The organism is Gramella jeungdoensis (genome assembly GCF_023805255.1).
In the GTDB taxonomy this organism is placed as follows: domain Bacteria; phylum Bacteroidota; class Bacteroidia; order Flavobacteriales; family Flavobacteriaceae; genus Christiangramia; species Christiangramia jeungdoensis.
This window is the reverse complement of sequence record NZ_JAMSCK010000001.1, coordinates 749,542-770,233: the sequence shown is the minus strand read 5'-3', so window position 1 is coordinate 770,233 and position 20,692 is coordinate 749,542. Positions and strand designations below refer to the sequence as shown.

Annotated in this window: 15 protein-coding genes; 1 reads left to right on the top strand and 14 read right to left on the bottom strand. The window is 41.9% G+C overall.

Translation table 11 applies throughout. The features are described from left to right. Positions 1 to 11: 11 nt before the first annotated feature. The 5 genes from NE848_RS03550 to NE848_RS03530 form a co-directional block, all read right to left on the bottom strand. Complete coding sequence (locus tag NE848_RS03550; protein WP_252110831.1) at positions 12 to 713, bottom strand: L-ribulose-5-phosphate 4-epimerase; 702 nt, start codon at positions 711 to 713, stop codon at positions 12 to 14. After that, positions 700 to 2,391 (bottom strand): ribulokinase, encoded by a 1,692-nt coding sequence (locus NE848_RS03545; RefSeq protein WP_252110830.1) that lies wholly within the window; start codon positions 2,389 to 2,391, stop codon positions 700 to 702. The genes NE848_RS03550 and NE848_RS03545 overlap by 14 nt, the downstream gene beginning before the upstream one ends. Positions 2,392 to 2,675: 284 nt before the next feature. Continuing rightward, the gene (xylA, locus tag NE848_RS03540; RefSeq protein ID WP_252110829.1) at positions 2,676 to 3,995 is read right to left on the bottom strand and encodes a xylose isomerase; all 1,320 of its coding nucleotides are present in this window, start codon (positions 3,993 to 3,995) and stop codon (positions 2,676 to 2,678) included. 2 nt (positions 3,996 to 3,997) lie between these two features. After that, positions 3,998 to 5,491, bottom strand: a complete 1,494-nt coding sequence (locus NE848_RS03535) for a xylulokinase (RefSeq protein WP_252110828.1) — start codon at positions 5,489 to 5,491, stop codon at positions 3,998 to 4,000. A 30-nt stretch (positions 5,492 to 5,521) separates the two neighbouring features. Further along, positions 5,522 to 7,141, bottom strand: a complete 1,620-nt coding sequence (locus NE848_RS03530) for a sodium:solute symporter (RefSeq protein ID WP_252110827.1) — start codon at positions 7,139 to 7,141, stop codon at positions 5,522 to 5,524. Between the two features lie 224 nt (positions 7,142 to 7,365). Between NE848_RS03530 and NE848_RS03525 the strand changes: the two genes are divergently transcribed. Beyond that, complete coding sequence (locus NE848_RS03525) at positions 7,366 to 8,085, top strand: NUDIX hydrolase (protein WP_252110826.1); 720 nt, start codon at positions 7,366 to 7,368, stop codon at positions 8,083 to 8,085. Here NE848_RS03525 and NE848_RS03520 read toward each other — a convergent pair. The 9 genes from NE848_RS03520 to NE848_RS03480 form a co-directional block, all read right to left on the bottom strand. Next, the gene (locus tag NE848_RS03520; protein WP_252110825.1) at positions 8,082 to 8,993 is read right to left on the bottom strand and encodes an alpha/beta hydrolase; all 912 of its coding nucleotides are present in this window, start codon (positions 8,991 to 8,993) and stop codon (positions 8,082 to 8,084) included. The genes NE848_RS03525 and NE848_RS03520 overlap by 4 nt on opposite strands. Positions 8,994 to 9,082: 89 nt before the next feature. Continuing rightward, positions 9,083 to 10,186, bottom strand: a complete 1,104-nt coding sequence (pelA, locus tag NE848_RS03515; RefSeq protein ID WP_252110824.1) for a pectate lyase — start codon at positions 10,184 to 10,186, stop codon at positions 9,083 to 9,085. 7 nt (positions 10,187 to 10,193) lie between these two features. Continuing rightward, on the bottom strand, positions 10,194 to 10,967 hold the full coding sequence (locus NE848_RS03510) for a rhamnogalacturonan acetylesterase (RefSeq protein WP_252110823.1): 774 nt from the start codon (positions 10,965 to 10,967) through the stop codon (positions 10,194 to 10,196). A gap of 9 nt (positions 10,968 to 10,976) precedes the next feature. Continuing rightward, positions 10,977 to 12,251 (bottom strand): right-handed parallel beta-helix repeat-containing protein, encoded by a 1,275-nt coding sequence (locus NE848_RS03505; protein WP_252110822.1) that lies wholly within the window; start codon positions 12,249 to 12,251, stop codon positions 10,977 to 10,979. Then, on the bottom strand, positions 12,238 to 14,169 hold the full coding sequence (locus tag NE848_RS03500; RefSeq protein WP_252110821.1) for a pectinesterase family protein: 1,932 nt from the start codon (positions 14,167 to 14,169) through the stop codon (positions 12,238 to 12,240). Before NE848_RS03500 ends, NE848_RS03505 begins: the two co-directional genes overlap by 14 nt. Beyond that, complete coding sequence (locus tag NE848_RS03495) at positions 14,166 to 14,972, bottom strand: rhamnogalacturonan acetylesterase (protein WP_252110820.1); 807 nt, start codon at positions 14,970 to 14,972, stop codon at positions 14,166 to 14,168. The genes NE848_RS03500 and NE848_RS03495 overlap by 4 nt, the downstream gene beginning before the upstream one ends. 8 nt (positions 14,973 to 14,980) lie before the next feature. Beyond that, the gene (locus NE848_RS03490; RefSeq protein ID WP_252110819.1) at positions 14,981 to 17,773 is read right to left on the bottom strand and encodes a glycosyl hydrolase family 28 protein; all 2,793 of its coding nucleotides are present in this window, start codon (positions 17,771 to 17,773) and stop codon (positions 14,981 to 14,983) included. A gap of 20 nt (positions 17,774 to 17,793) precedes the next feature. Further along, the gene (locus NE848_RS03485) at positions 17,794 to 19,419 is read right to left on the bottom strand and encodes a glycoside hydrolase family 43 protein (protein WP_252110818.1); all 1,626 of its coding nucleotides are present in this window, start codon (positions 19,417 to 19,419) and stop codon (positions 17,794 to 17,796) included. A 15-nt stretch (positions 19,420 to 19,434) separates the two neighbouring features. After that, positions 19,435 to 20,688, bottom strand: a complete 1,254-nt coding sequence (locus tag NE848_RS03480) for a glycoside hydrolase family 88/105 protein (RefSeq protein WP_252110817.1) — start codon at positions 20,686 to 20,688, stop codon at positions 19,435 to 19,437. Positions 20,689 to 20,692: the final 4 nt, after the last annotated feature.

Here is a 20,692-nt window from a genome sequence, read left to right as displayed (position 1 = left end):
TCTTTTATAAATTATTCTTGACCGTAATAGGCATCCTTGCCATGCTTACGCTCATAATGTTTTTTGATCAGTGAGTCTTTTAGTCTGGGTGCTTTGGGATTGATCTGGAGGGTGAGATATGCCATTTCGGCCACCGCTTCCAGCACCTTACTGTTGTAAACCGCCTTAGCCGCATTCTTTCCCCAGGTAAAGGGGCCATGGTTCCCTAAAAGAACCATCGGCACTTCTTCGTAAGATATCCCTCTTTCCTTAAAACAGTCCAGGATCTGTATTCCCGTATTATGTTCATAATTACCTTCTATAAGATCATCCCTCATGGGAGCCGCACAGGGAATATCCTCGGTAAGGTGATCGGCATGGGTGGTCCCAAAGATCGGGATGTTCTTTTGTGACTGCGCCCAGGCTACAGAATAGGTGGCATGAGTATGGGCGATCCCACCAATATTCTTCCAGTTCTTATAAAGATATGCGTGTGTCCTGGTATCTGAAGAAGGCCTCATTTCCCCCTCGATAACATTATTTTCAAAATCCATGATCACGATATCTTCCGGCTTAAGGTCTTCGTATGGCACCCCGCTAGGTTTAATAGCGAAGACGTCCTTGTCGCGATCCACCGCACTTACATTTCCAAAGGTATAGATCACAAGGCCAAGATCATTCAACTGTATATTAGCCTCGTAACATTCCTGTTTCAGTTCTTTATACGAGCTCATTCTTATTGATTTTATTGCTGATATTGTTTTCTACAAAAGCAGCGAGTTCTTTATATTCTTCCAGATATTTCCGGTATTGTTCTATCTTCTCAGGTTGCGGATGGTACTCTGCCTCGAATGGGCTTCCAAGTTTCTTACTGGCTTCGATCACATTTGGGTAAATACCCGCTGCAACAGCAGCATAGATAGCTGCTCCAAGGGCCGGTGCCTCATTAGACTCAGCCACCTTTATCGGCATATTCAGTACATTAGCCAGAGTTTGCATGATGTAACCCGATTTACGGGCAACCCCGCCAATTCCTATGACGCTATCTATCTTTACTCCCTCTTCCTGAAAGCGTTCCACGATCATTTTTGAACCAAAACAGATGGAATTCACCAAAGCATTGAAAATATGTGGAGCTTTGGTTCCAAGGGACAGGTTGCTAATGGCACTTTTGAGTTGCTGGTTCGCATCGGGAGTACGTCTCCCATTTATCCAGTCCAGTGCTACCGGAATACTTTCAGAAAGCTCCAGCTCTTCAGCCTGAGCAGAAAGTTTCGGAATAAAATTATCAGCGATCTCTTCCTTAAGTTTCTCTTTTTGATCTTCGGAAAGGCTGTCAGAATTATAAACAAGGTTCTCCAGCGGCCAGCTCAATACATCTTTGAACCAGGCCAGTACATCACCAAAGGCTGACTGTCCCGCTTCAAGGCCTATCATGCCCGGGATCACCGAGCCATCTACCTGTCCGCAGATACCTTTAACCGTATTATTTCCGATTTCGGAGTCTTCAGATACGATAATGTCACACGTAGAAGTCCCCATCACCCTTACCAGGGCGTGTTTGTCTATCTGTGCTCCAACAGCTCCGGAATGCGCATCAAAGGTTCCAACCGCTACCACGCAACTGGTAGAAAGGCCTAGTTTTTCAGCCCATTCCTGATTCAGGTTACCCGCTACCTCATCTGAAGTGTAGGTATCCCGGTAAAGTTTATCTCTCAATTGTGCCAGATAGGGATCCAGCTTCCCAAGGAATTCTTCCGATGGCAATCCATTCCATTCCTCGTGCCACATGGCTTTATGTCCTGCTGCACAACGACTGCGTTTGAAGCTCTCAAGATCGGAATCTATTAGCATAAAGGTCATCAGGTCGCAGTGCTCCATCCAGGAATAAGCAGCATTCTTTACGGCTTCATCTTCCCTGGTGACATGTAGTATCTTGGCCCAGAACCATTCCGAAGAATAAATTCCTCCTTCATATTTGGTATAATCGGGGCCTCCCCAGCTCCTGGCGAGTTCATTGATCTCATTAGCTTCTTTGATGGAAGTATGGTCTTTCCAAAGCACCATCATGGCATTTGGGTTCTCCTCAAAACCCTTTTCAAAGGCAAGGGGTTTTCCTTCTCTGGTCACGGGTACCGGAGAAGATCCGGTGGTGTCTATACAGATCCCTTTTACTTCCTCAGCCTTTACTTTTGCCCGGGAAATTACTTCTTTAATAGTATTTTCAAGCCCTTCCACATGGTCCAGGGGATGCTGCCTGAACTGGTTTTGAGAAGCTTTGCAATATAATTGCTCCTTCCATCTCTTATACCAGTGCACCGCTGAGGCTTCTTCCTTTCCGGATTCAGTGTTCACCAGAACGGCGCGAACCGAATCTGAACCGTAATCCAACCCAATTACGTAATTTTTCATGCTTGATCTATTTAGAGAATAAACTGAGGTCCAATTTCCATATCTATTAGCTGGATTCCATCCTGTAGATACCTGAGTTATTTTCCATTAAAAATATCATCATTCCTGCATGACAAAAACAAGGGTCTTAATTAATAAATCATTGCCGTATTTCCCTTAAATACCTTTTTTTATGTAACTTTTAAAGAATGGAATCAGAAGGCTTGTCTTTCAAATTTTAACATTAACAAAATCAACCAGGCTTAGTAGTACTTCCCAGCATTTTGGTTCATTTTTTTAATTAATTAAAATGAATTGGCAATGATCTGCTCGAAAAGCTCCTGCTTGCCACTTATCTGTTTTGGCTCACCGCTCTTTCTGGCTATATCACTGAGATCCTCAAGCGAAAGTTCTCCTTTTTCAAACCTTGCACCTTCTCCACTATCAAAGGAAGAATAGCGTTCTTCGCGTAGATTTTTATAGTCACTGTTCTCAAGAATCTCATTTGCACAAATGAGTCCGCGGGCAAATATGTCCATCCCGGAGATATGAGCAATAAACTTGTCTTCCAGATCGGTTGAATTTCTTCTGACTTTCGCATCAAAATTGATTCCTCCGCCTTTCAGGCCACCAGATTCCAGTAATACCAGCATGGCTTCAGTAACTTCATAAAGGTCGATAGGGAATTGATCGGTATCCCAGCCATTCTGGTAATCTCCGCGGTTGGCATCAATGCTTCCAAGCATGCCGGCATCAGCAGCCACCTGTAATTCATGCTGAAAATTATGACCGGCCAAGGTGGCGTGGTTCACCTCTATATTTAGTTTGAAATCATCCTGTAATCCATATTTATTTATGAACGCCAAAGAAGTCGCCGCATCAAAATCATACTGATGCTTCATGGGTTCCATAGGCTTAGGCTCGATGAAAAAGGTTCCTTTAAAGCCATTTTTTCGGGCATAATCCTTACAGGTATGAAGGAATTTTGCAAGATGCTCCTGCTCTCGCTTCATATCGGTATTCAAAAGGCTCATATAACCTTCACGACCTCCCCAGAACACATAATTTTCTCCATCTAAAGCCATAGTTGCGTCCAGGGCGATTTTCGCCTGGCCTCCGGCGTAAGCCAGAACTTCAAAATTCGGGTTTGTGGATGCCCCGTTCATATATCTTTTATTGCTGAAAAGGTTCGAAGTTCCCCACAGCAATTTTATTCCAGTTTCCTGTTGTTTTTGCTTTGCATATTCGGTCATAGTTTGAATTCGCTTCTCGAATTCGGCCAGATCTGAAGCTTCATCCACTACGTCAACATCATGAAAACAATAATATGGAGTGCCCAGTTTAGTCATGAATTCAAAGGCTGCATCCATCTTATCCTTTGCCCGCTGAATTGGATCATTACTTTTATCCCATTCAAAAGTTTCGGTACCCGGACCGAAAGGATCTGCTCCTGTATTATTAAAAGTGTGCCAGTAAGCCGTGGCAAACCTTAAATGTTCCTTCAGTGTCTTTCCACCAATCATGCGGTTTTCATCATACCATTTAAAGGCCATGGGATTCTTACTATCCCTTCCTTCAAATTGGATCTTTTCGATATTCTTAAAAAATCTGTTTTCTGAACTCATAACTAATCTTCTATTTTAATATGTTCTTTCCATTCCTGATATATTTCTTCATAGGCCAGGCTCCATTCTCTTCTAGGTTCAATTTTTTCCAGGCACTCCAGGTCGCTGAAGGCTTCTTTTTGATTATTATAAAAACCATGGCCCATCGCGGCACCCCGTGCAGCACCTTCGGCTCCTGAGGTATTGTAAAGTTCCAGGCTGGTTTGAGTAGTATTACAAAAGATCTCGCGAAATACGGGGCTTAAGAAAAGATTTGCTTTCCCTGCACGCACCAGGTCTCCTGAGGTTCCCAGCGATTTCATAATATCAAAACCGTAATTCATGGCAAAGACAATCCCTTCACAAGCGGACCGTATTAAATGTTCCGGTTTATGAATATTGAAATTCAGGTTCTCTATCCCTGAAGTTGCTTTTTTATTCTTGAAGATCCTTTCCACCCCGTTTCCGAAAGGATAAAAACGAAGGTTTTCACTACCCGGCTTTGCCCTGGCAGCCTGGGTATTCAGCGCTTCATAACTCACCAGGTCAGAATTTCCAACCGACACCATTTTCCGCAGCCACTGGTATAAAATTCCCGATCCGTTAATGCAAAGCATCACACCGTTCCTTTTATTTTCTTCGGAATTGTTCGCGTGCAAAAATGTATTGATCCTGCTTTGAGGATCATAAATATCCTGGTTACTTACAGCATAAACTACCGCAGAAGTTCCCGCAGTAGTGGCGATCTCTCCGGGCTGGAGCACATTCAGCGAAAAAGCATTGTTAGGTTGATCTCCTGCCCTGTAGGTGATCTTCAGCTCTGGATGCAGACCTAATTCACGGGCAACATCGGGATGTATTTTCGCCTGATCACCAAAATTGGGAACAATCTCTGGGATAAGTTCCTTTGACAATCCCATCCCGTCCAATATCTCATCAGCGAGTTTTTGATCTTTAAAATTCCATAGAGCTGCTTCGGAAAGACCGGAAGTTGAGATCTGCGCCACCTTTGAGAATTTTGATGCAATAAAATCCCCCGGGAGCATTATATGCCTTGCTTTAGCGTAGATCTCCGGTTCGTTCGTTTTTACCCACTTTAGTTTTGAGGCCGTAAAATTACCCGGACTCCCCAGGATTATCTCTTCACATTTTTCAGCACCAATAGCATTATAGGCATTGTTTCCAATATCTGCAGCTCTACTGTCACACCAGATGATCGATCTTCGTAAAGGCTTTAAGTTCTCATCGGTAAGCACAAGACCATGCATCTGGTAAGCAACTCCAATCGCCCTGATCTTTTTCAGTTCTATCCGGTGTTTATTCTGTAAGATCTTCAGTCCTTCTTTCACATATTGCCACCAGAGTTCAGGATCCTGTTCTGCCCAGCCAAATTGTGGGGCGATGATCTCCATTTCAGATTCAGGCAGCCCCACGGAGGCTACTGTTTTCCCTGTTTCCGCATTCAGAACTGCGAGTTTAACCGAAGAACTTCCTAAATCGATACCCAGATAGTACATAAAATCTATTTTATTCTGTTCCAATTCAATTTAATCACCATTAAAGAATATCATAATGGCAGCGACAATCAACAGCACAATAATGGTAATGAGTATATCTTTCCAGTTATAACTGCTTTTATTGTTTTTCTTCTCTTCATCAGTAATGGTAGAAAAGGTGAGGTTAAGTGTTTTTTCTTCTGAAGGTTCTTTGGTTAACAAACTAACAATAATCAGTAAGATTATACAGAAAAGGAAGAACCATGCTCCAAACGAAAGGAAATTCATATCCCCTAAATAGAATAAAATTCCGTCCTGATTCAGAGAATCTTTTATTATTTCCAGAAATATTCTAATAGTCCCCACCATCAGACCAACTACGAGGGTTACAAAAGCAGCTGTGGCATTAATACGACGGTAAGATATCCCCAACAGAAATACCGCAGTGATAGGAGGTGCAATGTAGGATTGAACACTCTGCAGATATTCATATAGTACCCCAGAAATATTAGCCATAATAGGTATCCACACAATTCCGATAATCACCACTACCACTGTTGCAATCTGTCCGGTTCTAACGAGCTTCTTCTCCGGGGTATTAGGTCTTAACTTCTTATAAATGTCAACCGTAAATAAGGTAGAGCAGGAGTTGAATACCGATGCAAGTGAGCTCATAAGAGCGGCTAGTAATCCTGCAGCTACAAGCCCTCTGATCCCAGAAGGTAAAAGATTACTCATAAGAACTGGAAAAGCTTCATCTGGAGAATCCCAGTGCAACTCACCTCTCATTTTCAAAGTTAGTGCTATGATCCCCGGAATAAGAAAAAGGAATACTGGTAATAACTTGAGCAACGCACCAAAAATGGTTCCCCTTCTTCCTTCCTTTATATTTCTCGCAGTAAGAGTTCTTTGAACAATATATTGATCGGTACACCAATACCAGATCCCAACAATACTACTGGTGATCAAAAGGGTAGGCCAGGGAAATTCAGGATCATTTGCTGACCTCCACATATCAAGGTATTCCGGCCCTACCGTCTCCTGAATACTTCCCCATCCACCTACAGCATCCAGTCCCACAAAAGTAAGCGTGGCCGCTCCAAGGACAAGTACAATTGCCTGAAGGGTTTCTGTATAGACCACCGCTTTCATCCCTCCAAGAACAGTATATAAACCGGTTAAAACAACCGTTGATAAGGCACCTGTCCAGAAATCTATGCCTAACAAAGCAGATACCACGATCCCCCCGGCATAAATGGTTACAGATATTTTGGTAAGCACATAAGCTATGATGGAAAAAACAGACAGTACCCATCGGGACCGGGCATCAAAACGCTTTTCGAGAAATTCGGGCATGGTAAAAACCCCGCTTCTGGCATAAAATGGAAGGAACACCCAGCCTAAAAGAAGAACCACCCATGCATGTAGCTCGTAAATAAGCATGGGCAATTTATTCCCGGCCCCGGCCCCCGCGAGTCCTACTACATGTTCTGAGCCTATGTTAGACGCAAAGATCGAAGCACCTACCACAAACCAACCTACATTACGCCCTGCGAGAAAATAATCTTCAGTATTCTCTTTCTTTTTTCTAATTACCCAAATAGCGATTCCGGCAAGGATGAGAAAGTAAAAACCAATAAAAATCCAGTCTAGAGTATCGAGCGTTTGCATATGCTAAAGGTTTTTAATTTTAAAATTTGAAAGGAAATGGTCGGTTTTGGTATATTTGACAAATCTTATAGTAGATATGACTACAAGTATAGCTAAAATTTGTCCAACTTTCAATGTTTCTATCTGAGAATTCGATATTTTTTAATGAAATACCTGAATTTTAAAAGTATTAAGGTTTATTGTGAAGAAAAGCCATTTGAATTTCGAAAAGTATATTTGCATCCATGAAGAGAAGGTTAATCAATCAGGAAACAGGAGAATTAGAGGATAAATCTGTTATCAAATCGGTCACAATAGACTGTGTTATATTCGGGTTCCAAGATGGCAAACTGGAAGTTCTGCTGATAAAACATGCGTTAGGAATAAAAAAAGGTGAATGGGGCCTGCCCGGTGGATGGATAAAAAAGGAGGAAGGCATAGACCTGGCCGCGAATAGATTATTGAAAGAACTCACTGGCTTAGGGGATATTTATCTTGAACAACTGAAAGCATTTGGTGATCCAAACAGATTTCCTGAAGGAAGAATTATCACCATCGGCTATTATGCTCTTATAAATAAGGAAAAATATGATATAAAAGCCGGATTTACCGCCTCTGAAGCTAGCTGGTTCAAATTGGAAGAGATTCCAGAGTTGATCTACGATCACAATGAGATTCTTAATTTCAGCCTGAAAAAGTTACGCCACAGGGTTAAGCATGCTCCTATTGGATTTAACCTTTTACCGGAAAAATTTACTCTGCTTCAGCTCATGCAGTTATATGAAGAAATTCTAGGTTTAAAAATGGACAAACCTAATTTCAGACGTAAATTTTTAAAAATGAAACTCCTGGTCGATTTAAAAGAGAAAGAAAAAGATGTTTCTCATCGTGCTGCCAAGCTCTATAAATTCGATGACAGAATTTATCAAAAATTAACCGAAAAAGGCTTTAGTTTTGAGTTTTAATCTAATACATCTATTTCTTTCAACCATTTTTCGCATAATTCCGGCCACATATCTGTCAACTCTGAACTATTGTTTATTCCAACCCCATGACTACCTACAGGAAAAATATGTAGACTTCCCTCTACACCATATTCTAGCATGGCTTCATAGAACAAGATACTATTTATTGGGCTTACCGACCTATCATTCTGCGCATGCACAAGAAATGAGGGAGGTGTATCACCGCTTACCTGCAATTCATTAGAATATTTCTCTATCATTTCCTCAGAAGGAGATGTACCAAGGAAATTTTCCCTGCTTCCCCCGTGAGCATATTTTCCGAAGCTGATTACAGGAGAAACGAGGACCTGAAAATCGGGTTTAAAAGAATAGTCATTTAGGGTATCATTCTTTATTACTGAAAAATCTTCAGTATGTGTTCCTAAAGTAGTGGCGAGATGTCCCCCGGCTGAAGTTGCAAAAACACCAATTTTTCCGGGATCGATCCCATATTGTACCGCACTGGACCTTATTACCTTCATTGCCCGCTGAGCGTCCTGTATTGGTCCCTTATGCCTGATTTTAAGATCTGGAGAAGTGGGTAAACGATATATTAGCACAAATGCGGAAACCCCGAGGCTATTAAACCATTTGGCTACCTGAAAGCCTCCCCAGTTATAGGTAAGATGCTGATAACCACCCGAAGGTAGGATCAAAACCGCAGCTCCTTTATTTTCTTCTTTGGCAGGTAAAAATCTGTACAATCCTGGTTCAGCAACCTGGGTAATACGCTCCCCTTTTTCAAGAAGTTCCAGCTTCATACCCCTGGAATTGGGCATTTTCCCCTCCGGCCAGATGGATTTATATTCCTGTGCCAGACAGGCACAGGTCAGAAGAAATAGGATAAAACCCAAAACTGTTGTTTTCATATTGTTTTTTTAAGTAATTCTTCTCTCATCAGGCTGAATACGTCTATTAAAGGCGCCGCCTCCAGACCTGGTAATGGCACTTACCAGTTTTAATGTGTCTTTTCCCATTCAGGATATTTCCGGTATAAGAGATCTTCTGCATAATTATCGATATAATTATAATTTACCCGTCGTTCTCTTTCTATTTCATTTAGATGATACTTTATCTTTCCATCCCGTCCAACAAAAATAGGCCGGCCGGTTTCAATTTCATTAAATCTTCCCCAGAGCGGACCACCATTAGAATCCTTCACTACAATCCTATCCCTACCTTCCGGCGCATCAGGATCGTCTATCCATTTCACTTTAAGTCCCATTACTTTATTCTCCTCAAACCATTTAACCGCACTTCTAATGGATTGCTTTACTTCTTTTGAAGGATTGTCCAGCTTCATAAGATATTCCACTATTTCTGTACTTTCTTTTCCGCTTAAAGAAGGCAGCTCATAAGCCCGGGCTTTGGCCGGGCTCAGGTCATCCTTATCGTGTTGCGCACACCAGATAGTGAGTTCCCCATCAACTTTTACCTGTGTTTTTAATATAATATCCAAGCCCTTATCAATTGCATTTTGAGCCTTTTGAACCCTTTTTTTATCTACGAATGAATAAGTGGACTTTTGTTTCGCAATATCCCGTAACAGATTCATTACCCCCATCATGGCCCCGTCATTAAATGTGATATGGTCGTAATATCCTTTCCTGATAGGGTAGAACTGAGGCCAGCCGCCATTCTCGTACTGTGCCTGGAGTAAAAAATCCATTCCCCGAAGAAAGGCATCCTTATATTTTTTTTCTCCTGTAGCCTTATATACCCTGGCAAGAAACCTTAGCTGTGTATGGGTCGCTCCATTATCGATAGTGGTTCCTATCTCCTGGTATTTTTCAATTTCAAGCTCTTCTATTTCTGCTTCAGAAAGCTCCCTGGCCATATTAATATTCTTAAGCCAACCTCCATTATCATGCTGATAAAGCAATACGTTATCGGCAATTTGTCGGGCTTCCTCCCCGGCATACCATTGCCTGGATCTATGCTGAACTTCCCGCCAACTTAACTTTTCAGTTTCCTGAGCTTTTAGTCCTCCAATTGAAACCAAGAAAGATATTAATAGTACAAATCCGTATTCCAAACATCTTTTCTGCATCAATCTTTTCATTTAATTCTTATTCTTTTGTAAACAAATCCCTTTCCAGAACTTCAGGTTGGATGTATTCTTTGAGTTCAAGATCTTTTCTATAGATTTCCTGAAGCGCGAGACTCGCAACAAGTCTCGCCCCTTTTTCAGATAAGTGAGTATCATCCTGCATTCCTTCCGGTTCATAATTATTCTGGCCGGGTTCAAGGTGAAGATGTAGTTGTTTGGAATCCTCAGGTCCGTACGCTGTTTCAAGTTGTTCTGTTAATAACTGCATATCTATGAATGGGACGTCCATATGTTCAGCAACCATTCTCGTAACCAGAGGATATTCCCCATGAGTATCGACCAGAACCCCGGATTCGTTAAAATTCCGGCGTACTATGGAACTAAGCAAAATGGGGTTAGCTCCTTTTTCCCTGGTCTCCCTAACGAATTTTTCAAGATTGGCCCTGTACTGAGTAAAGGGGTTGGTATATCTTTCAGGATCCTGAATTTTCTGATCGTTATGACCGAACTGGATAAAAACAAAATCTCCCGGCTGTAGCTTGTTTTTAACCTTTTCCCATCGCCCCTCAGAAATAAAACTTCTTGTACTACGGCCATTCACTGCATGATTTTCAATATTGATTTCTGAAGTCATGAGTTCAGGGAGCATCTGGCCCCAGCCATGTTCGGGATTCCTGCCGGGATCCTTTTTATCAGACATGGTGGAATCGCCAATTAAATAAAGCGTGGGTTTTTCATGTGCTGAAACAATTACTGTAAAAAACAGCAGGCAGAACATTAATAAATTCTTCATATCAAAGCTTTAATTTTTAAATTCGAAGGCACCTAAGTCGGGTGCTTCACCCTCATAGGTTAATCCAACTTCAACTCCTTTATCTATAAGATCACTTTCGGCTACCAAATGCATAAAATTAACATCAGGCAAACTTCCGTCAGCCTTTCTGGGACCTAACAATTCTTCTATTCCAAGGCTCTTAAAATCTGCTTCAGAAACCTCAACCCCCAGCTGCCAGCTATTATACGAAATATCAGTTTCAGTAGCTTCTGTCCTTCCTTTCTCTCCTAAAACAAGACTATTCTTGATTGTTAATTTGGAAAGCGGATTGGTACTGCTGAAATTATAGTTCGTTCCGTTATCATAGGCTGAACAGTTGAGAATAGTTACTTCTCCTCTATTGCTGTTGTGATCAAAACCATCAAACAGATTCCCAACAGCGATACAATTCGTATAAACTGCATTATGCTTTAGAGCTTTATCATCACTACCACCTGTCTTGAAACCATTTCCGTCCCCTCCGCCTGCGACGCCATTTTGCAGATAACCGTTCCTGATGGCCCAGCAATTCTCGTATGTAGTGGTAATATTGTCGGCACCGCGAAGGTATCCATCCCAGCCGTCATCCAGATTGTTCCAGGCCCTGCACCCGATAAACTTATTCCCGGTTCCCGCCGTAAGTTTGCAGGCAAAACCATCAGCATTTTCGATACGTGAATCAGCATTAAAATAGGAGTCACAATTGAGGATCGTATTATTGGAAGCCCCGCTATCAATCTGCAAACCGGTGTCGGCACATTCTGAAAAAGTACAGAACTCAATCAGGTTATTACTACCCTCTATTTTCATTCCATTATCACCGGCTCCAACAAAGTCGATTCCTTTCACATGCCAGTTATTCCCGGCAAGGATGACTCCCTGATTTGATGAATTTTCACTCATTCCTGAAAAATCGAATTTGGGCCTGTTTTCCGATTCTTCTCCTATAAGAACTATTTTTTCTGATGAAAGGCCGGAAGTGGTTATTCTTATTCTTCCGTTCAGTGTAAATGTCACAGCTTTAACTATTATGGAATCCCCTGCTTTAGCATTGGAAATAGCCAAAGAAAGTTCTGATGGAGTCTCAACGATTATCACTGAAGATTCTTCGGGCTCAGGGTCTGGGTCCGGATCAGGGTTTTGTCCAGTGTCGGGGGTCCCGTTATCTATCTCCTCTTCAATACTTTCACTACCACAGGAAAAAATGATAGCTGAAATCAAAATCAATCCCAGATAGTAAAATCGTGAATTATTTCTCATCATTAGCGTAATTATTTATGGCCTTGGAAGCCCAGTACCAGTCTGTGGAATTACTAAAAATATTTTCAAGCGTATATTTTTTTGCTTCCTCTTTAGAAAGCTGGTGCGACCATTCAACCCGAGTTTCCGGTGAAGCTCCCTCACCTTTGCTATTGTATTCAGCATAATAAGTGGTTTCCTCCTTATTGGGGAACATTTTATCCCCTGTCCATGGATCCCAGCCTTCAGGCACGATATGAGACCCCATTTCAGTATTAATGAAAACGGTTTGAGCATAAGGCCTCCAGGGACGTCCCAGGTAAACCTCATCCACATCTTCGGCAGCGGTAAGTTTACAATCAATAAAAACATATCCGAATTCCTGGTTTTGAGGAGTAGCAGCGGCAGTTACATAAGAATTTTTCAAACTATGAACAGCGCAATTTTTAAATACTACCGTGGCTTCTCCAAAAATAAAATCTGTAGTTCCTTCAATATAGCAATTGAGATATAGTTGCCGACTGCCTTCAGTTGCCGTATAAATGGTATCCTGGCAACCCAGAATATTAGAGTTCTTTATTACAAAACGATCTCCTTCCACATGCAGGGCCACCGCCTGGCCCTCGCCGCAGGAAGAATTTGTGATCGTTAGATTCTCAATTTTAATATCATCTCCCCGAACCAGAACTGTATACGAATTGAAAGTCGAAAATTCCTTTCCGGTCTGCGGATTCATTTTTCCGGAATAATCATCATTGGTAATGATCGTATTTTCCTGGCTCTCCCCTATCAAAGTAAGTTGATGTTTCCAGGAAGGGATCTCCAGTTTCTCGTTATAAGTTCCATTCTTAATATGAATCTTCACTTCTCCCGGACCCAGGTCACGCGTAGAATTAATTGCTTCCTGAATCGTAGTATAATCTCCGGAACCATCCTGAGCTACTGTAATTTCACGATAAGTATCTCTGGCTGAAGAAGAATCTTTAAAAATCTTATCCAGGAAATTTACTGTAAGATTGAGAGTTCTTTCAAACCATGGATGCATCAACCAGAAAGAATGAGGTGAATTCTCCAGGGTATGAACCTCGTAATAAATAACATTTTCAGATAATATTTCAGTCATATCGTCCCTTCCCGCGTGAAAGCGCGGATAGGAACTGTTGATAAACAATGTAGGCGGAGTTTCAGCATCCACATATTCCAATGGGGAAGCTTCTACCCAGTTATCCAATTTCTCGGCTTTAGATCCTCCCAACCACGTGGCGGCCATCCAGCCTTCCTCGGCTTCCGGATGAACAAAAGAAACGATCCCATCTACATTTATGATCGCCTGGACCTCATCTGAAATATTATTATTCTCAGTTTTAAATATTTCGGAATTTGGGGTGACACCTAACAGTGTTGCCAGTTGTGCTCCAGCAGAGGCTCCCAGCACTGCAATTTTATCTTTATTTATCTGGAAATCTTCGGCATTTTCACGCATCCATTTTACGGCGTCTTTTAAATCTAAAACCCCTGCTGGATAGATAGCTTCAGTTCCCAGTCTGTAAGAAGCTGTCACTGCGGTATAACCATTCATGGCCAGATGCTGGGCCATTGCGCGTTCGTTTTCCTTACTTCCGGTAAGCCAGCCTCCACCGTGGATCAGCAATACTGCCGGATTTTTCCTGTTGTCGCCGTTATTCGGAATATAGACATCGGCTTTGATCTCCCTCTCACCTATCTTTTTATAAACCAGGTCTTCCTTCGCAAGTATATTATCCGATTTTAATGGTTCTACGGGTCTGATAAAAGGATAATCCTTTTTAAGTTTTTCATAGGTTCCGGCAACGGTATATGGTTTTATTTCATGTTCCTGCGCCTGAATTTTTAAAATGAAACAGACAAGAAACGTTAGAAATAATATATACTTGTTCAGGTTCATATTTAATTTAATATTCATTCTTTTTCTATTATTTTTAGATCCTTCATTCCATCAAAAACGAGCTGAGCCACAGCCTTAGCTCCCGCGGGCTGAAAATGGGTATTATCATCCTGTCCCTCAGGATAGGCTTCATATTTTCCCGGCGGCAGATTCATAAAGTAATTTTTACTTACATAATCCTTTCCTTTTTGGGAGAAGTAATCCATAGAACGCTGGTTAAGGTCAATCAACATTACATTCATTTCTTCAGCCACATCTTTCGCAGCCTGGTCGTATTCGCCATGAACATTCTGAAGATGACCATCTTTCCAGGGATAATTACGGGCCACCGGAGTAAGTATAATGGGATGAGCTCCTTTCTGGCGCGCCTGACTCACGTACAACCGTAGAAATTCTTTATAACCTTCAATATTCACATAACGCTCTGCCTTACTTTCCGAAGCATCATTATGCCCAAACTGCATCAATACCAGGTCATCTTCTTTCAGATTCTCAAAAACCGATCGCCATCGACCTTCCTGGAAAAAGGTACGGGTACTACGCCCGCCTCTGGCCTTGTTGTCCACTACCACACTATCCGCCTTGATCAATCCTCTAACTTTAGGCAGACTGTCTGAAATCATAAACTGCTGAAAAACCTGTCCCCAGCCCATTAATGGATACCGGGTTTTCATATAATCCTTTCCGGGGTCATAATCGCCAGAATAGTCGGCCATCGTGGAATCACCGATCAGGTACACGGTTACAGGTTCCTGCTGGGAAGTAAATGCTAATAAACCCAGGGCCAAAAAAGAAAGTAGTGCAATTGCCTTTTTCATCATTTTTATATTTATCTGGCTTCTAAAGCTCCAATTTCGGGGGCCTCACCTTTATAATTCAATTCCAGTTTAATTCCTGCATCTACCAGTTTACTTGAAGAGACAGGTCGCATAAAGCTAATATCGGGAAGACTCCCATCATTTTTTCTCGGTGCAGTTAATTCTGAAAAATCCATAGACACAAAATCACTTTCCTGAACTTCAAACTCCATCTGCCAGCTATTGTTTTCAACCTGTTCAATTTCGGCATTGTATTTTCCAAGCTTACCGAACACAAGCGTATTTTTAATAATTATCTTTTCCAGGCCGTTCTTTTCGGCAAAAGCAAGATTACGTCCATTCTTAGTAGCTGAGCAATTGATAAGGGAAACCGTTCCACGATTGCTGTTATGATCAAAACCATCATTCAGATTGTTTACGGCTAAACAACGTGTATAAGTGGCGTTATGTTTTCTGTTCTTATCATCACTACCTCCGGTTTTAAACCCGTTTCCATCACCCTTTCCGGCGGTGCCATTCTGAAGATACCCATTATTAAAAGCCCAGCAGTTCTCATAGGTAGTATTCACATTATCGGCTTCCCTCAAATATCCATCCCAGCCATCATCCAGATTATTCCAGGCACGACATCCAATAAATTTGTTTCCTGATCCCACATCCATTTTTACAGCAAATCCATCGGCATTTTCTAGTTTTGAATCTGCATTGAAAAAGGAATCGCAGTTAAGAATCGTATTATTTGATGCCCCATCATCCAGTTGAAGTCCGGTATCGGCACATTCAAAAAAACTGCAGAATTCCACGTGATTGTTATTGCCTCGAATATGCAGGCCGTTGTCCCCGGCATTATAAAACTGAAGCCCTTTGATATGCCAGTTATCGGCTTTAAGAACAATTCCCTGATTTGAGGAATCTTCTTCCAATGCAGAAAAATCAAGTAGAGGGCGCTCACCTGAAATATCGCCCATCAAATAAATTCTATCTGAAGGCTCACCGGAATCATTAATATAGATTCTTTCTGTGAGCTTATAAGTTCCGGAATGAACAAAAATGGAATCCCCTGGTTTAGCATCATCAATAGCTGTAACAAGTTCCTGGGTATTCTTTACTTCGATGAAGTTTTTAGTTTTTTTTTTATTAACTGAAGCTGAAGTCTTTTTTAGAATATCCTTTTCTGAAATTTCAGACTTAGAGAAATCTATTTCCTTACTCTCCCCGAGAATCCTAATAGAAGGTTCTGAATCTCTATTGAACTCAAAGTTATCAAGCTCAACATTCTTAGCGTTATAAAGTACGAGCGAGGGACCTTTCTTTTGCAGGACCCGGACATTCTTCAGTTTTATATCATTGGCATCAATCACCGTGATCCCGTTCTCAGCTTCCAGGACTGCATTTTCCAGACTCACATTTTCCAATTTCATTTCAGGTAATCCCATAAAAAAGGCAGCGGTATTGGACCCTGTAGCTGTGATATTTTTCATTTGGATATTTCTGAAAGACGGAGTTTCTTCGGTTACAGGCATCATAGTCTCATCTCTCTTTTCATCGGCAGCATCCTGATCTCCTTCAAGGATTGGTGAATTTCCGCCATAAAAAAGATTGAAACGAATGGCTTCCGTAGGAATATTGATCATATCGATATTGGAAATATGAATGTTCTCAACAACCCCACCCCTGCCTCGGGTACTTTTAAAACGAAGTCCTACATCGGTACCTATAAAAGTACAGTTTGAGACATGCACATTTTTAACTCCGCCAGACATTTCGCTACCTATCACAAAGCCACCATGCCCATGATATACTATATTGTTCTTTACTATCACATTCTCTGTAGGTATGCCGCGATCACGGCCATCTTCATTCTTACCTGATTTAAAACAAATGGCATCATCACCCACATCAAATGTATTATTGTAGATCACAACGTTTTTACATGATTCCAGATCCACACCATCACCATTCTGTGAATACCAGGGATTTCTTACCGTAAGGTTTCTAATAGTAATATCCTCGCTCATCAAGGGATGTATATTCCATGCCGGTGAATTCTGAAAGGTTGGACCATCCAATAAGATCTTTTTACTTTTTACGATACTCACCATTACCGGTCTGAGAAAATCCTTTACAGCCTGTAGTTCTTCCTCTGAAATCTTATCTGGCACATTGAAATTAGTGGTACTTTCATGACCTCTTTTCGAGCTTTCAGAAGGGAACCACATTTTACCATCTTCAGATAATACACCTCCCGTTTCTAGAAGGTCATCCCATTGCCTTCCTGTCATTTTTCCTTTTTTCACTGGCCGCCAGGCTCCTCCGCTTCCATCGATAATTCCTTTACCGGTAATTGCTATATTCTCTACATCTTTTGCAGTGATGGGAGAAGTATTCCGAACTGTATTCAGACCTTCAAAGCTGGTTCTTACCAACGGATAATCATCAAAATCCTTACTAAAAACCAGAAGTGCTCCTGCTTCCAGGTGAAGATTAATATTGCTTTTAAAATGAATAGGCCCCGTTAGCCAGATACCCCTAGGCACTACTACTTTCCCTCCTCCTTTGGAAGCAGTATGAGAAATGGCTTTTTCAAAAGCTTCAGTGTTTTTAGTTAGTCCGTCACCCACAGCTCCAAAATCCTTAATACTTACATGAAAATCAGGAAACACAGGCTCCTGCACTTCAGGCATTTCAAACTCAATACCTTCATACAGAGACTCGGGATCCCAACCGGAACTTTGCTGACCTCTCATAATTCCTGTAAGGGCAATGGAACAGAATAAAACAATAATCCCTGTAATTAATCTCATATCCTTTCTTTTAACTGTGATTATTCTGTGATACTGAAGTATTCCACATCGGCATAACCACCTCGTTTGGCTTCCTTTGTACTCACGCTGAACAAACCTACCTTAGCGCCAATCCATTTTCCAGGTTGAGCTTTGAATGGTTCCCCAATCTTCCTGAATTTTTTACCATTCTCACTATAACTGAACTGGCACATCGCATCAGGGGCGCTCACCTCAACGCGAAAAACTGCTTCATTTGAATCGATTCGCTTTTCCTCAACAGTCACTTCCTCTTCACCATCGATCGCAGCGATAGCCTGGGTTTGTTTTATGATAAATCCATCCTTATCATGAGTTAGAGTAAGAGTGGCATAATCCATTCCCATTACGATGATCCCGGTTCTTTTGCCTTTATCGGCCTCCTGAGGAAAAAGGCTCAGTTTAGTAGTGGCGGTAAAATTGGGAGCAGGAAATTTCTGCAGAAGAAGATTTGGAGTCATCCATAGATTCTTATAATCTTCCTGTGTCTTGATGGAAAATAACCTTAAATGGTCATCTCCCGGAAGCTTAGCATGCCACACCACGTCCGGGTTTGCATGCCACTGCCACTGAAGTCCGAGACTGTCACCTTCAAATTTGGTACTTTCAACCGGTGTTACAATCGGATAATCTTTACCAACATCCGGTTTTTTATATGTTTTCACCGGTTCTCCAATGCCGTTTCCATCCTTATCCTCCCCCATAACCGGCCAATCATTTTCCCAGCTCATAGGCTGTAAATGAACTATCCTGCCATAGGCTTCCAAATCCTGAAAATGATAGAACCAGTCCTCACCTTCGGGCGTTTCTACCCAGGCTCCCTGATGCGGGCCGTTTATATCTGTACTACCCTGCTCAAGAACTACTTTTTCCTCGTATGGACCGTAGATGTTCTTCGATCTTAAAACAAGCTGCCAACCGGTGGAAACACCCCCTGCAGGCGCAAAAATGTAATAATAACCGTTGCGCTTGTAAAACTTGGTGCCTTCCACGGTTGGATGATCATCATGCCCGTCAAAAACATGTCTTCCGGCATCCAGAACTTTGGTTCCTTCAGCATTCATTTTATTAACCGTCACCAGGCTCTTCACCCCTCTACGACTTCCCGCATAGGCATGAACCAGGTAAGCTTTACCGTCGTCATCCCATAGCGGAGAAGGATCTATAAGTCCTTTTCCTTCCATAACGAGCACCGGTTCTTCCCAGTTCCCGAACGGGTCATCGGTCTTTACCATATAGATGCCGTGATCTGGATCACCCCAGTAGATATAAAGTTCATTATTATGAGAGCGAATACTTGGCGCCCAGACGCCATTCCCATGTTGCGGAACAGCAAAGGTCTCTTCTGGCACCTGCACCGGGAGCGCATAATTGATCAGTTTCCAGTTGATCATATCTTTTGAATGCAAGATCGGCAATCCCGGGGCTGCATTAAAACTTGAGGCCGTCATATAATAATCATCTCCAACCCGCACTACATCGGGATCCGAATAATCGGCGTAAAGAATTGGATTGGTATAGGTACCGTCCTCATTATCGCTTACCCAAACTTCAGATTTATAATTCTCCTGCTTTTGCGCAGAAACCATAAGAGAGATTAATAAAATAAGGCTAAGTAAAAAGCGCATTTCTGTATTTTTTGATTATCTGTCAAACTGTAAGCTTGCCAGGATAAAAGGTCCTGTTCCCTTTGGATCATTGCTTCGAACTTCCTCGCTAATGTAGTATTCATAAGAAGCATCGCGATAAGGATCTCCACCCAGACCGGCCACTGCACAAACCTGGTTCAGGTTCACCACTCCATTATCTTCAACAGTGATAAGATTATTCAAGATGCCTTCGTATCCTTTTTTGGCCACTTCCAGATATTTTTTGGGCAGATATCCTTTTTTCGACGCCTTTGCAAAAGTGTAAGTGAACATGGAAGAACCTGAAGCTTCCAGGTAATTTCCTTCACGGTCTCCCTGGTCAAGTACCTGATACCATAAACCGGATTCTGCATCCTGATATTTAGTTACCGCCTCCGCAAACTGGTTCAGGTAACCTATGATTTTTTCGCGGCCTTCATGATCCTGAGGGAGGTAATCCAGAACATCTACCATTGCCATTCCGTACCAACCCATGGCACGTGACCAAAAATTCGGAGAAGTTCCGGTTTCCTTGTCGGCCCATTTTTGCTGTTTACTGGAATCCCAGCCGTGGTATAGCAGACCAGTTTCTTCATCATACGCATACTTCTGAATAAGATCGAACTGATGTACAATATCATTATAAGCTTGTTGTGCTTCTTCACCTTCGCTGAACATTTGGGTATAATGCGCATAAAACGGATGCGCCATATAAAGCCCGTCCAGCCACATCTGCTGGGTATAACGTTTTTTATGCCAGAAACCACCTTCCTTGGTACGTGGTTGAGTGTCAATCTGGCTTCTGAGCAATTTCAATGCCTCCAGAAATCGTTCTTCCTTTGTCTTAGGATATAGATACAGTAGCACATTCCCTGAATTAAGCATATCAAGGTTCTGATCGCTCAACTTATAAGTTCTAATATCACCTTCGTCGGTGACCATGGTATCGGCGTAATCGTAGATATACTGATAATATCTTTCATCTCCCGTTTCCTGATAGACCTCCTTTGCAGCTTTCAAAACCAGGCCATTCGTATAGCTCCATTTAGGTTCATCGCGAAAGTCCAGTTTGGAAGCCTCAGGAAAACGATGCATTTCTGACAGCATCATTCTTTCAGACCATTTCAGGTCTTCAGGAACTATTTTTTCCTGGTCTACAGAGGCCATTTCTTCCTTTTGCTTATCTCCATTCTCCTTGCAGCTTATAAACGCCCCACCAACAAATAGAAAAATGAAACAGTAGTGAAGTCGGTTTTTCAGAATTTTCATCAGA

Excerpts from the sequence above, each read along its gene's own strand:
- NE848_RS03505 (WP_252110822.1), bottom strand. The coding sequence starts at position 12,251 with ATGATGAGAAATAATTCACGATTTTACTATCTGGGATTGATTTTGATT.
- NE848_RS03550 (WP_252110831.1), bottom strand. The coding sequence starts at position 713 with ATGAGCTCGTATAAAGAACTGAAACAGGAATGTTACGAGGCTAATATA.
- NE848_RS03500 (WP_252110821.1), bottom strand. The coding sequence starts at position 14,169 with ATGAATATTAAATTAAATATGAACCTGAACAAGTATATATTATTTCTA.
- NE848_RS03510 (WP_252110823.1), bottom strand. The coding sequence starts at position 10,967 with ATGAAGAATTTATTAATGTTCTGCCTGCTGTTTTTTACAGTAATTGTT.
- NE848_RS03490 (WP_252110819.1), bottom strand. The coding sequence starts at position 17,773 with ATGAGATTAATTACAGGGATTATTGTTTTATTCTGTTCCATTGCCCTT.
- NE848_RS03545 (WP_252110830.1), bottom strand. The coding sequence starts at position 2,391 with ATGAAAAATTACGTAATTGGGTTGGATTACGGTTCAGATTCGGTTCGC.
- NE848_RS03530 (WP_252110827.1), bottom strand. The coding sequence starts at position 7,141 with ATGCAAACGCTCGATACTCTAGACTGGATTTTTATTGGTTTTTACTTT.
- NE848_RS03525 (WP_252110826.1), top strand. The coding sequence starts at position 7,366 with ATGAAGAGAAGGTTAATCAATCAGGAAACAGGAGAATTAGAGGATAAA.
- NE848_RS03520 (WP_252110825.1), bottom strand. The coding sequence starts at position 8,993 with ATGAAAACAACAGTTTTGGGTTTTATCCTATTTCTTCTGACCTGTGCC.
- xylA (WP_252110829.1), bottom strand. The coding sequence starts at position 3,995 with ATGAGTTCAGAAAACAGATTTTTTAAGAATATCGAAAAGATCCAATTT.
- NE848_RS03485 (WP_252110818.1), bottom strand. The coding sequence starts at position 19,419 with ATGCGCTTTTTACTTAGCCTTATTTTATTAATCTCTCTTATGGTTTCT.
- NE848_RS03495 (WP_252110820.1), bottom strand. The coding sequence starts at position 14,972 with ATGATGAAAAAGGCAATTGCACTACTTTCTTTTTTGGCCCTGGGTTTA.
- NE848_RS03535 (WP_252110828.1), bottom strand. The coding sequence starts at position 5,491 with ATGTACTATCTGGGTATCGATTTAGGAAGTTCTTCGGTTAAACTCGCA.
- NE848_RS03480 (WP_252110817.1), bottom strand. The coding sequence starts at position 20,688 with ATGAAAATTCTGAAAAACCGACTTCACTACTGTTTCATTTTTCTATTT.
- pelA (WP_252110824.1), bottom strand. The coding sequence starts at position 10,186 with ATGAAAAGATTGATGCAGAAAAGATGTTTGGAATACGGATTTGTACTA.